Consider the following 12,642-nt stretch of genomic DNA (forward strand, 5'->3'; position numbering starts at 1 on the left):
AAGGGGGCCCGGTGGCCGCTCAGGCTCATCAGCAAACCGCGCTCGACCAGGACCGCGATTCCGTACGGGAGCGCGAGATCGGCGTCGAACAGGAACACCTCGACCAGGTGTACCGCCGGCTCGAGGAAAAGATCCACGAGGCCGAGTTCCTGATGAACGACGCGGCCAAGCGGGGGCAGGTCGGCACACCCGGCGCCCTCGCCGAACGCGACGCCCAGGTGTTCCGCGCGGGGATCCACCTCAATCGCCTCAACAACGAGTTCGAGGACTTCCTCTTCGGCCGGATCGACCTGCTGCTCGGCAAGGACGGCAAGAAGGGCCCCGACGGCGCGTACACGGCCGTGGAGCCCGCCGAGGGGGCCGTGCGCGAGGACGCGGACGGGCAGCGGACCGCCGGCATCGCCGAGACGCTCCACATCGGCCGGATCGGCGTCCTGGACGCCGACTACTCGCCCCTGGTCATCGACTGGCGCGCGCCGGCGGCCGCGCCCTTCTACCGCTCGACCCCGGTCGATCCGGGACGGGTCGTACGCCGCCGGGTCATCCGCTCCAAGGGCCGCAAGGTGCTCGGCGTCGAGGACGACCTGATGCGCCCCGAGCTGACCGCGTACCTCGACGGTGAGCAGCTGCCCGTCATCGGCGACGGCGCCCTGATGGCCGCCCTCGGCCAGGCCCGCAGCCACACCATGCGCGACATCGTGGCGTCCATCCAGGCAGAGCAGGACCTGGTGATCCGGGCGCCCGCCGCCTCGGTGACGTACGTGGAGGGCGGCCCCGGTACCGGCAAGACGGCCGTCGCCCTGCACCGCGCCGCGTATCTGCTCTACCAGGACCGCCGCCGGTACGCGGGCGGGATCCTGATCGTCTCCCCGACCCCGCTCCTCGTCGCCTACACCGAGGGCGTCCTGCCCTCGCTCGGCGAGGAGGGCCAGGTCGCGATCCGCGCGGTCGGCTCACTGGTCGACGGCGCGGAGGCCACGGTCTACGACTCCCCGGCGGTGGCCCGCGTCAAGGGCTCCTCGCGGATGCTGCGCGTCCTGCGCAAGGCCGCGCGCGGCGCGCTCGAAGCGGGCACGCCCGCGAAGGAACCGTCGCAGGGCACGGGCCAGCTGGCCTTCGGCGAGGAGCCCGACGACGACGCGGCGGCCCCCGCCGAGCAGCCCACGCGCCTGCGCGTCGTCGCCTTCGGCCGCCGCCTGGAGCTGGAGGCCGCCGACCTGGCGAGGATCCGCCAGAACGCGCTGAGCGGCACCGCCCCCGTCAATATGCTCCGTCCGCGCGCCCGCAAGCTCCTCCTGGACGCCCTGTGGTCGCAGTCCGGCGCGGGCACCCGCCACAGCGACCCGGAACTCGCCGCGGAGCTGCGCTCGTCGTTCGACGACGACATCACCTCCGAGGACGACTTCGTCCGCTTCCTCGACGCGTGGTGGCCCGAGCTGACCCCGCGCGGGGTCCTCGCCGCGATGGGCGACGAGCGCCGCCTCGGCCGCTGGGCGCGCCGGATCCTCAACCCCGGCGAGGTCCGCAAGGTCGCCCGCTCGCTGCGCCGCGACGCCCTGTCGGTGCACGACGTGGCGCTCCTCGACGAGCTGAACGCGGTCCTGGGCACCCCGTTGCGCCCGAAGAAGAAGCGCGAGTACGACCCCCTTGACCAGCTCACCGGCCTCGAGGAGCTGATGCCCGAGCGCCACGAGACCCAGCGCGAGCGCGCCGAGCGCCTGGCCCAGGAGCGTACGGAGTACGCGCACGTCATCGTCGACGAGGCGCAGGACCTCACGCCCATGCAGTGGCGGATGGTCGGCCGCCGCGGCCGGCACGCGACCTGGACGGTGGTCGGCGACCCCGCCCAGTCGTCCTGGTCGGACCCCGACGAGGCGGCCGAGGCCCGCGACGAGGCCCTCGGCTCCCGCCCGCGCCGCCGCTTCACGCTCACCGTGAACTACCGCAACCCGGCCGAGATCGCCGAGCTGGCCGCCAAGGTCCTCGCGCTCGCCATGCCGGGCTCCGAGTCCCCCTCGGCGGTCCGCTCGACCGGCGTGCGCCCGCGGTTCGCGGTCGTACGGGACGGCCTCGGGCACAGCGTCCGGGAGGAAGCGGCGCGCCTGCTCGACCAGGTCGACGGCACGGTCGGCGTCGTCGTGGCGATGAACCGGCGGGACGAGGCGGCGCGCTGGCTGGCCGGGCTCGGCGACCGCGTGGTCGCGCTCGGCAGCCTGGAGGCCAAGGGCCTGGAGTACGACGCGACGATCGTCGTGTCGCCCGCGGAGATCGCCGACGAGTCCCCGGCGGGCCTGCGCGTCCTGTACGTGGCGCTGACCCGCGCCACGCAGCAGCTCACCGTCGTCTCGGGCAGCCGCGACGAACCCGACGCGGACGGGGTGCCGGACCTGCTGCGTGAATGAGTTCGAGGGATGGGAATTGCCTTACGGGGATCCTTTGTTACCTTGGACGTGGCACCGGCTCGATCCAAGCCCCCGGGCCCAACCTTCGTCGCTACGAGCGACCACTTGCCGCGAGGCGAGCATGGCGGGCCGGTGTCATCAACGTAGGAAGAGGTCCACGTCACCTGACGTGGACCTCTTTCTGTTTCCCATCACTTCTCGTATGGTGGAAACAACTTTCCGAAAGTGCGCTACCGGGGCGCTGTCCGGGCAGTGAACAAAACGTTCGCAATCCGGGGCGGCTACCACGTACTCGGCGGTAGGTGCGACGATCGGACGGAAAAACAGCAGCAGCCACACGGTGAAAGCAGAGGAAGTCGGCCATGGCAACGGCGCCCAGCGTCTCCTACTCGATGACGGTCCGCCTTGAGGTGCCCGCCAGCGGAACAGCGGTATCCCAACTCACGACGGCCGTGGAGTCCCACGGAGGCTCGGTGACCGGTCTCGACGTGACGGCGTCCGGCCACGAGAAACTCCGGATCGACGTCACGATCGCCGCGAGCTCCACCTCGCACGCCGACGAGATCGTCGAGGGCCTGAACGGCATCGAGGGCGTCGTCCTCGGCAAGGTCTCCGACCGTACGTTCCTGATGCACCTCGGCGGCAAGATCGAGATGCAGTCGAAGCATCCCATTCGCAACCGTGACGACCTGTCCATGATCTACACGCCGGGTGTGGCCCGCGTGTGCATGGCGATCGCCGAGAACCCCGAGGACGCCCGGCGTCTGACGATCAAGCGGAACACCGTTGCGGTCGTGACGGACGGCTCCGCCGTGCTCGGCCTCGGCAACATCGGCCCGATGGCCGCCATGCCGGTCATGGAGGGCAAGGCGGCCCTCTTCAAGCGCTTCGCCGACATCGATGCCTGGCCGATCTGCCTGGACACCCAGGACACCGACGCGATCGTCGAGATCGTCAAGGCCATCGCCCCCGGCTTCGCCGGCATCAACCTCGAGGACATCTCCGCCCCGCGCTGCTTCGAGATCGAGGCCCGCCTGCGTGAGGCCCTCGACATCCCGGTCTTCCACGACGACCAGCACGGCACGGCCATCGTCGTCCTCGCCGCCCTGACGAACGCCCTGCGTGTCGCGGGCAAGGCCATCGGCGACATCCGCGTCGTCATGTCCGGCGCGGGCGCGGCCGGCACGGCGATTCTCAAGCTCCTGATCGCGGCCGGTGTCAAGAACGCGGTCGTCGCCGACATCCATGGTGTCGTCCATGCGGACCGCGCGGACCTCGTCGACGCGAAGGCCGATTCGCCGCTGCGCTGGATCGCCGACAACACCAACCCCGAGGGCCTCACGGGCACGCTCAAGGAGGCCGTGCGCGGCGCCGACGTGTTCATCGGAGTCTCCGCTCCGAACGTGCTCGACGGGGACGACGTGGCGGCCATGGCCGAGGGCGCGATCGTGTTCGCGCTCGCGAACCCCGACCCCGAGGTCGACCCCGCAATCGCCCGTCAGACGGCGGCAGTTGTGGCCACGGGCCGCTCGGACTTCCCGAACCAGATCAACAACGTCCTCGTGTTCCCGGGCGTCTTCCGTGGCCTCCTCGACGCCCAGTCGCGTACGGTCAACACGGAGATGATGCTGGCCGCCGCGGCCGCCCTGGCGGACGTGGTGAGCGAGGACGAGCTCAACCCGAACTACATCATTCCGAGCGTCTTCAACGACAAGGTCGCGGGCGCCGTCGCCGGAGCGGTGCGTAACGCCGCGAAGGCCGCCGGCGCCGCTGTGACAGGCGCCACGGCCTCCTGAGGCCCGGCGCGTCGCGGAATGCGGGGCCCCTGGCTGCCCTCTAGGGTGGCCGGGAAGCACGGCCCCGACCCCGCCCCAGTCCGGGACGGCGACGCATTTCGGTGACCCCCGAGGGCGCCGGATTGGCTTTCCCGCCGCTGGTGGGGGCAGGATGCGTCTTCGGGCGCGAGGGTCTGAAGACGGACCCGGGTCCGGGGCCTGACCGAGGACCCTGGCAGCATCGGCTTCGCTGTGCCCAACATGCGGCTCCGCCGCGTGGCACGCCTCAACGGCAAGAAGAACACGGGAGTACAAACATGAACCGCAGTGAGCTGGTGGCCGCGCTGGCCGACCGCGCCGAGGTGACCCGCAAGGACGCCGACGCCGTGCTGGCCGCGTTCGCCGAGACGGTCGGCGAGATCGTTGCCAAGGGCGACGAGAAGGTCACCATCCCCGGCTTCCTGACCTTCGAGCGCACGCACCGTGCCGCTCGCACCGCCCGCAACCCGCAGACCGGCGAGCCGATCAACATCCCGGCCGGTTTCAGCGTGAAGGTGTCCGCGGGCTCCAAGCTCAAGGAAGCCGCCAAGGGCAAGTAAGCCAGGCAACAGAAGGGGCGGCCACCCGGTTCGGGTGGCCGCCCCTTCTGTGTTGTTGCGGCGCTCAGGAAGGCGTCAGCAGCCTCCTGCGGCCAGCCCGGGAGCTCGGCCTTCGCGCCGAGCTCCACGAGCTTCTCCAGGCTGTGTCCGCCCGGGGGATGGCCCCCGGACCCCCAGCCGGCTTGTGGCTAGCCCAGTGCCTTGCCGGGCAGCTCGACCTTCGCGCCGAGCTCCACGAGCTTCTCCATGAAGTTCTCGTAGCCGCGGTTGATCAGGTCGATGCCGTGGACGCGGCTCGTGCCCTGGGCGGCCAGGGCCGCGATCAGGTACGAGAAGCCGCCGCGCAGGTCGGGGATGACCAGGTCGGCGCCCTGGAGCTTCGTCGGGCCCGACACGACCGCGGAGTGCAGGAAGTTGCGCTGGCCGAAGCGGCAGTCCGAGCCGCCCAGGCACTCGCGGTAGAGCTGGATGTGCGCGCCCATCTGGTTCAGCGCGGACGTGAAGCCCAGGCGGGACTCGTAGACCGTCTCGTGGACGATGGACAGACCCGAGGCCTGCGTCAGGGCCACGACGAGCGGCTGCTGCCAGTCGGTCTGGAAGCCGGGGTGGACGTCCGTCTCCAGGGCGATCGACTTCAGCGAGCCGCCCGGGTGCCAGAAGCGGATGCCCTCGTCGTCGATCTCGAAGGCGCCGCCGACCTTGCGGTACGTGTTCAGGAACGTCATCATCGAGCGCTGCTGGGCGCCGCGGACGTAGATGTTGCCCTCGGTCGCCAGCGCGGCCGACGCCCACGACGCGGCCTCCAGGCGGTCCGAGAGGGCGCGGTGCGTGTAGCCGCCGAGCTTGTCGACACCCGTGACCCGGATGGTCCGGTCGGTGTCCATGGCGATGATCGCGCCCATCTTCTGCAGGACGCAGATGAGGTCCTCGATCTCGGGCTCCACGGCCGCGTTCGAGAGCTCGGTCACGCCCTCGGCCAGCACGGCCGTCAGGAGCACCTGCTCGGTCGCGCCGACCGACGGGTACGGCAGCCGGATCTTCGTGCCGCGCAGCCGCTGCGGGGCCTCCAGGTACTGGCCGTCCGCCCGCTTCTCGATGGTCGCGCCGAACTGGCGGAGCACCTCGAAGTGGAAGTCGATCGGCCGGCCGCCGATGTCGCAGCCGCCGAGGCCGGGGATGAACGCGTGGCCGAGCCGGTGCAGGAGCGGCCCGCACAGCAGGATCGGAATGCGCGAGGAGCCGGCGTGCGCGTCGATGTCGGCGACGTTGGCGCTCTCCACGTGCGACGGGTCCATGATCAGCTCGCCGGGTTCCTCACCCGGGCGGACCGTCACGCCGTGCAGCTGGAGGAGGCCGCGTACGACCCGGACGTCACGGATGTCCGGGACGTTGCGCAGCCGGCTCGGCTCGCTGCCGAGCAGCGCGGCGACCATGGCCTTGGGCACGAGGTTCTTCGCGCCGCGGACACGGATCTCGCCCTCCAGCGGGGTTCCGCCGTGGACAAGCAGTACATCGTCGGTGACGGTCATGAATCTCGCGTTCCGATGAGATGGACAGGACAGATGGACAGGACCGCAGGGCGGAGCCGTCGGGCGAGGCCTTTCGGGCCGGGCCGCTGGGCGGGCCAAGGCATAAGCGTAAGGGCCGCCTACCCCCCTTCTGTAGGCCCAAGTGCACAGGCGGGGCGTCATGACTTCGCTACAACACGAAATGTCGCTGAACGGGCGCGGAGGGTTACCTTCCGGGAGCGGTTCACGGCGCGCGCCCCGGGCGCGTGAGGCGTCTCTGAGCTGGGCGCACCCGGGAAGGGCCATTGACTCCCCGCTCGGCGGCAAGATGCGGGATCATGTCTGGCATGACCGAGGTGTCCTCGCTCACAGGGCGGCTGCTCGTGGCCACACCCGCCCTTGCGGACCCGAACTTCGACCGGGCGGTCGTGCTGCTCCTCGACCACGACGAGGAGGGCTCGCTCGGCGTCGTCCTCAACCGGCCCACGCCGGTCGGGGTCGGGGACATCCTGGAGGGCTGGGGCGAGCTCGCAGGGGATCCGGGCGTCGTCTTCCAGGGCGGCCCGGTCTCGCTCGACTCGGCGCTCGGCGTAGCGGTGATCCCCGGCGACGAAGGGCCCCTCGGCTGGCGCCGCGTCCACGGCGCGATCGGCCTCGTCGACCTGGAGGCCCCTCCCGAGCTGCTCGCCTCCGCCCTCGGTTCCCTGCGGATCTTCGCGGGGTACGCGGGCTGGGGCCCGCGCCAGCTGGAGTCCGAGCTGACGGACGGCGCCTGGTACGTCGTCGAGTCGGAGCCGGGCGACGTCTCGTCGACGGACCCCGAGGGCCTGTGGCGGGCGGTACTGCGACGCCAGCGCAGCGACCTGGCGATGGTGGCGACGTACCCGGACGATCCCTCGCTCAACTGAGGCCGCCGGCCGGTGCCGTGATCGACGGAAATCGGGCGTGCGGGCCCTTCACCCCGAGGCCGCTGCCCCTTCTCCCGGCGCTTAAGTACCCTTGGCCTTTATGAGCACTCTTGAGCCCGAGCGCGGGACAGGTACGGGGACCCTCGTAGAGCCGACGCCGCAGACGTCGCACGGTGACGGCGACCACGAGCGCTACGCCCACTATGTCCAGAAGGACAAGATCATGGCGAGCGCCCTCGAGGGGACGCCGGTCGTCGCGCTCTGCGGCAAGGTCTGGGTGCCGGGCCGGGACCCGAAGAAGTACCCCGTGTGTCCCATGTGCAAGGAGATCTACGAGTCCATGGGCGCCGGTGGCGACAAGGACAAGGGCGGCAAGGACAAGAAGTAGAAGCAGCGAGCACGAGGGCAGGAAGCGGCGGTTCGCGTCGCTGCGGAAGGTTCTTGAGGCTGCTGCGAAAGGCCCCCGAGGTGCGCATCTGTCGCGCCATGGGGGCCTTTGTGCTGCCTGCGCGACCGTTGCGCTCAGTGGTCTGGACCTCCTAGCCTCCTCTGTGTTGTGCACAGCAAAACCGCCATTGCATATGTTGCAACGACACTTCGGAGGCTGCCCCCATGAAGCTCCCCGTCCGAATGGCCTTGCCCCTGGCCGCACTTGCCCTCGCCACCGCCTGCGCCCCCGGGACCTCGGACAACGGCTCCGCCGGGGACGACAAGAGCGGGACCCTGCGTGTCTGGCTCTTCCAGGAGGTCAACAACCAGCCGAAGCGGAAGGTCGTCGACGCGGCCGTCGCCGCCTTCGAGAAGTCCCACAAGGGCGCCGACGTCAAGGTCGAGTACATACCCGTCGAGACCCGCGCCGAGAAGATCAAGGCCGCCTTCAACGACCCGAAGAGCGCGCCCGACGTCATCGAGTACGGCAACACCGACACCGCCGGATACGTCAAGGACGGCGGCCTCGCCGACGTGACCGCCGAGTTCGGCGCCTGGTCCGAGGCCAAGGACACCGACCCGACGGCCAAGGAGTCCGTGACCGTCGACGGAAAGATCTACGGCGCCCCCTACTTCGTCGGCGTGCGCGCCCTCTACTACCGCACCGACGTCTTCAAGGACCTCAAGCTCGGCGTCCCGACGACGCAGGCCCGACTCGCCGCCACGGCACGGAAGATCCACAAGGCGAAACCGGACCTGTACGGCCTCGCGGTCGGCGGCGCGTACACGTACGGCGCGATGCCGTTCATCTGGTCCCAGGGCGGCGAACTCGCCGAGAAGAAGGGCGGATCGTACGAGTCGGCCATCGACAGCCCGGCCGCGCGCAAGGGCATCGAGGCCTACACATCCCTCTTCGGCGACGACAACTGTCCCGCGGCCAAGTGCGCCGGCATGGGCGGCAACGACACCGTCACCGCCTTCGCCTCCGGCAAGGCCGGCATGGCCATCGGTGGCGACTTCAGTCACCAGGCCATGGAGGACGGCAAGGTCAAGGGCAAGTACGCCGTCGTGCCGCTGCCCGGCGCGGACAAGGGCGGCATCGCCCCGGCCTTCGCGGGCGGCAACAACATCGGCGTGCTCAAGAGCACCTCGCACCGCACGCTCGCCGTGGACCTCATGAAGAGCCTCGCCTCGAAGAAGACGCAGGGCGAACTCTTCGACGCGATGGGCTTCCTGCCCACGTACACGGACGTCCGCGAGAGCGTCGCGAAGAAGGAGCCCTTCGTCGCGCCCTTCATCAAGACCCTCGGCGCCGGCGCCAAGTTCGTGCCCGCCTCGCCCGCGTGGGGTCAGATAGACGCCTCGCTCGTCCTGCCGACCATGTTCCAGGAGATCGTCAGCGGACGTAAGGACGTGGCGACCGCCTCGCGGGACGCGGCGAAGAAGATGGACACCGCCTTCCGCACCGCGGGCTGACCGCGTGGCCACCACCACCGCCCGCCGCACCGGCGCCTGGACCCCCTGGCTCTATCTCGCCCCCGCCCTGCTCCTCCTCGGCGGGCTCCTCGTCTACCCCGTCTACCAACTCGGCCTGATCTCGTTCCTCGAATACACCCAGGCCCAGGTCAGCGGCGGCGAACCGACCACGTTCCAGGGGCTCGGGAACTACGCGACGCTCTTCGCCGACGAGCAGTTCTGGCAGGTGCTGCTCGCCACGGTCCTGTTCGCCGCCGCGTGCGTCGTCTCCACCCTCGCCGTCGGCTGCGCCCTCGCCGTCCTGCTCACCCGCGTACGTGCCCTGCCCCGGCTCGCCCTGATGCTGGCCGCGCTCGGCGCCTGGGCGACGCCCGCCGTCACCGGCTCGACGGTGTGGATGTTCCTCTTCGACCCGGACTTCGGCCCGGTCAACCGGGTGTTCGGGCTCGGCGACTTCTCGTGGACGTACGGCCGCTACAGCGCCTTCGCGCTCGTCCTGCTCGAAGTGGTGTGGTGTTCCTTCCCGTTCGTGATGGTCACCGTGTACGCGGGCATCAGGGCGATCCCGGAGGAGGTCGTCGAGGCGGCGGCGCTCGACGGGGCTTCGCAGTGGCGGACCTGGCGCTCGGTGCTCGCGCCGATGCTGCGGCCGATCCTCCTCGTCGTCACCGTCCAGTCGGTCATCTGGGACTTCAAGGTGTTCACCCAGATCTACGTCATGACGAACGGCGGCGGCATCGCGGGCCAGAACCTCGTGCTCAACGTGTACGCGTACCAAAAGGCCTTCGCGTCGAGCCAGTACAGCCTCGGCTCGGCGATCGGCGTCGTCATGCTGCTGATCCTGCTCGCCGTCACGCTCGGCTACCTGCGGATCCTGCGCCGCAGAGGGGAGGAGCTGTGAGCTCCGTACGTGCTGCGAGTCCCGTACGCGCTGTGAGCTCCGTCCGGGTACGGGTCCGGGTGAGGGTGCGGCGGCCGTGGCGGCTCGCCGCCGAGGCGTCCGCCCTCCTGATCGCCCTCGTCGTCGCCTTCCCCCTCTACTGGATGGTGCTCGGTGCCTTCAAGCCGGCCGGGGAGATCGAGTCGACCGAGCCGAGGCCCTGGACGCTCGCGCCCTCGCTCGACTCCTTCCGGCGCGTCTTCCAACAGCAGGAATTCGGCCGGTACTTCCTCAACAGCCTGATCGTCGCGGGCACCGTCGTCGTGCTCTCCGCCCTCGTCGCATTCCTCGCGGCGACCGCGGTGACAAGGTTCCGGTTCAGGTTCCGCACGACGCTTCTCATCATGTTCCTGGTGGCGCAGATGGTGCCCGTCGAGGCCCTCACCATTCCGCTCTTCTTCCTCATGCGGGATTTCGGGCAGCTCAACACGCTGGGCTCACTGATCCTTCCGCACCTGGCGTTCTCGCTGCCGTTCGCGGTGTGGATGCTCCGGGGCTTTGTGAAGGCCGTGCCTGAAGCGCTTGAGGAGGCGGCGTACATCGACGGCGCGAGCCGCACCAGGTTCCTCTGGCAGATCCTTTTCCCGCTGGTCTTTCCCGGCCTCGTGGCGACCAGCGTGTTCTCGTTCATCTCCACCTGGAACGACTTCCTGTTCGCGAAGTCCTTCATCATCAGCGACACCTCGCAGTCGACCCTGCCCATGGCCCTGCTCGTCTTCTTCAAACCCGACGAGAACGACTGGGGCGGCATCATGGCGGCGTCGACGGTAATGACCATTCCGGTACTGGTCTTCTTCGTACTCGTACAGCGGCGCCTGGTGTCCGGGCTCGGCGGCGCGGTTAAGGACTGATGTCAGTGACTTCGGCAGATCTCATTCCCGTACCCCGCCGGACGGCGCCCGGCGACGGCCTTCACGAGCTCGGCGACGCCACGACGATCGACGCCGGCGCGGGCACCGAGGGCGTCGCCCGCTGGCTGCGCTCGGCCGTCGGAGCGGCCACCGGCCTCGCCCTGAACGACGCCGACACCGGCACTGAGCTGCGCGACGGCGGCACCCGTATCGAACTGCGCGTCGACCCGGAACTCGGCCCGGAGGCCTACCGGATGACCGTCGACCGGCACGCGGTCCGCGTCGAAGGCGGCAGCGCGGCCGGTGTCTTCTGGGGAGCCCAGACGTTCCGTCAGCTCCTCGGCCCGGACGCATACCGGCGCGCGCCCGTCGAAGCGGTCCGCACGTGGACCGTCCCCACCGGCACCGTCGAGGACGCCCCACGCTTCGCCTGGCGCGGCCTGATGCTGGACGTATCACGCCACTTCATGCCCAAGGACGGAGTCCTGCGCTATCTCGACCTGCTCGCCGCGCACAAACTGAACGTCTTCCACTTCCACCTCACCGACGACCAGGGGTGGCGCGTCGAGATCAAGCGCCACCCCCGGCTCACGGAGCACGGAGCCTGGCGCGCACGCACGAAATTCGGCCACCGCGCCTCACCCCTGTGGGACGACCGTCCGCACGGCGGCTTCTACACGCAGGACGACATCCGCGAGATCGTCGCGTACGCCGCCCAACGGCATATCCGCGTCGTCCCCGAGATCGATGTCCCCGGCCACTCCCAGGCGGCCATCGCGGCCTATCCGGAACTCGGCAACACGGACGTCGTCGACACCGCCTCGCTCACGGTCTGGGACAACTGGGGAGTAACCCCGAACGTACTCGCGCCGACCGACCACACCCTGCGCTTCTACGAGGGCGTATTCGAGGAACTCCTCGGCCTCTTCCCCGCCGACGTCTCGCCGTTCATTCACATCGGCGGCGACGAGTGCCCCAAGGACCAGTGGAAGCAGTCGCCCGCCGCGCAGGCCCGGATCGCCGAACTCGGCCTGAAGGACGAGGACGAGCTCCAGTCCTGGTTCATCCGGCACTTCGACACCTGGCTCACCGAACGCGGCCGTCGTCTGATCGGCTGGGACGAGATCCTGGAGGGCGGCCTCGCGCCCGGCGCCGCCGTGTCGTCCTGGCGCGGCTACCAGGGGGGCATCACCGCCGCCCGCGCCGGACACGACGTCGTCATGTGCCCCGAGCAGCAGGTGTACCTGGACCACCGTCAGGCGCCGGGCGACGACGAGCCGATGCCCATCGGATACGTCCGCACGCTTGAGGACGTCTACCGCTTCGAGCCCGTCCCCCCGCAGCTCACCGAGGACGAGGCGCGGCATGTGCTCGGCACCCAGGCCAACGTGTGGACCGAGGTGATGGAGAGCCAGGACCGCGTCGACTACCAGGTGTTCCCGCGCCTGGCCGCCTTCGCCGAGGTCGCCTGGAGCGCCCTGCCCGCACCCGCCGAGCGCGACTACGCGGACTTCCGGCGCCGAATGACCGCCCACTACGCCCGCCTTGACGCCCTCGGCGTCGGCTACCGCCCGCCCACAGGACCCCTTCCGTGGCAGCAGCGACCGGGTGTGCTCGGACGCCCGATCGAGGGGGCGCCCCCGAACGTGTGAGAGGCCCGCCGTACGCGTGCCCCGGGGCTCCGGCCCTGGGACCGTGGGACCGCACGAAAAAGCCTTACAAAAATCACCGAAGAGTGGCAATGCGCACCGACC

Annotated in this window: 9 protein-coding genes and 1 pseudogene; 9 read left to right on the plus strand and 1 reads right to left on the minus strand. The window is 70.0% G+C overall.

Annotation, left to right across the window (positions count from 1 at the left end; genetic code table 11):
* Positions 1-11: 11 nt before the first annotated feature.
* From CG723_RS15115 to CG723_RS15125, 3 genes are all read left to right on the plus strand, one after another.
* Positions 12-2,402, plus strand: a complete 2,391-nt coding sequence (locus CG723_RS15115; protein ID WP_199841782.1) for a HelD family protein — start codon at positions 12-14, stop codon at positions 2,400-2,402.
* A 362-nt stretch (positions 2,403-2,764) separates the two neighbouring features.
* The gene (locus tag CG723_RS15120; protein ID WP_100593926.1) at positions 2,765-4,198 is read left to right on the plus strand and encodes an NAD-dependent malic enzyme; all 1,434 of its coding nucleotides are present in this window, start codon (positions 2,765-2,767) and stop codon (positions 4,196-4,198) included.
* A 296-nt stretch (positions 4,199-4,494) separates the two neighbouring features.
* The gene (locus tag CG723_RS15125; RefSeq protein WP_030680681.1) at positions 4,495-4,776 is read left to right on the plus strand and encodes an HU family DNA-binding protein; all 282 of its coding nucleotides are present in this window, start codon (positions 4,495-4,497) and stop codon (positions 4,774-4,776) included.
* A gap of 188 nt (positions 4,777-4,964) precedes the next feature.
* Here CG723_RS15125 and murA read toward each other — a convergent pair whose 3' ends face one another.
* Positions 4,965-6,305, minus strand: coding sequence for a UDP-N-acetylglucosamine 1-carboxyvinyltransferase (murA, locus tag CG723_RS15130; RefSeq protein WP_100593927.1), 1,341 nt, complete (start codon positions 6,303-6,305; stop codon positions 4,965-4,967).
* 326 nt (positions 6,306-6,631) lie between these two features.
* On the opposite strand from murA, the gene CG723_RS15135 reads away from it, so the two are divergent.
* The 6 genes and pseudogenes from CG723_RS15135 (at position 6,632) to CG723_RS15160 (ending at position 12,540) form a co-directional block, all read left to right on the plus strand.
* Positions 6,632-7,192, plus strand: coding sequence for a YqgE/AlgH family protein (locus CG723_RS15135; protein ID WP_199841783.1), 561 nt, complete (start codon positions 6,632-6,634; stop codon positions 7,190-7,192).
* Between the two features lie 100 nt (positions 7,193-7,292).
* Positions 7,293-7,580, plus strand: coding sequence for a DUF3039 domain-containing protein (locus CG723_RS15140; protein ID WP_100593929.1), 288 nt, complete (start codon positions 7,293-7,295; stop codon positions 7,578-7,580).
* A gap of 224 nt (positions 7,581-7,804) precedes the next feature.
* On the plus strand, positions 7,805-9,097 hold the full coding sequence (locus CG723_RS15145; RefSeq protein WP_100593930.1) for an extracellular solute-binding protein: 1,293 nt from the start codon (positions 7,805-7,807) through the stop codon (positions 9,095-9,097).
* 19 nt (positions 9,098-9,116) lie between these two features.
* Positions 9,117-9,998: pseudogene (locus CG723_RS15150) on the plus strand (carbohydrate ABC transporter permease); the annotation flags it as partial.
* Between the two features lie 32 nt (positions 9,999-10,030).
* Entirely contained in the window at positions 10,031-10,888 is an 858-nt protein-coding gene (locus tag CG723_RS15155; protein ID WP_100593931.1) for a carbohydrate ABC transporter permease, read from the plus strand.
* Complete coding sequence (locus CG723_RS15160; RefSeq protein WP_100593932.1) at positions 10,888-12,540, plus strand: beta-N-acetylhexosaminidase; 1,653 nt, start codon at positions 10,888-10,890, stop codon at positions 12,538-12,540. The genes CG723_RS15155 and CG723_RS15160 overlap by 1 nt, the downstream gene beginning before the upstream one ends.
* The last annotated feature ends 102 nt before the right edge of the window (positions 12,541-12,642 follow it).

The organism is Streptomyces sp. CB01635, from assembly GCF_002803065.1.
Taxonomy (GTDB): Bacteria; Actinomycetota; Actinomycetes; order Streptomycetales; family Streptomycetaceae; genus Streptomyces.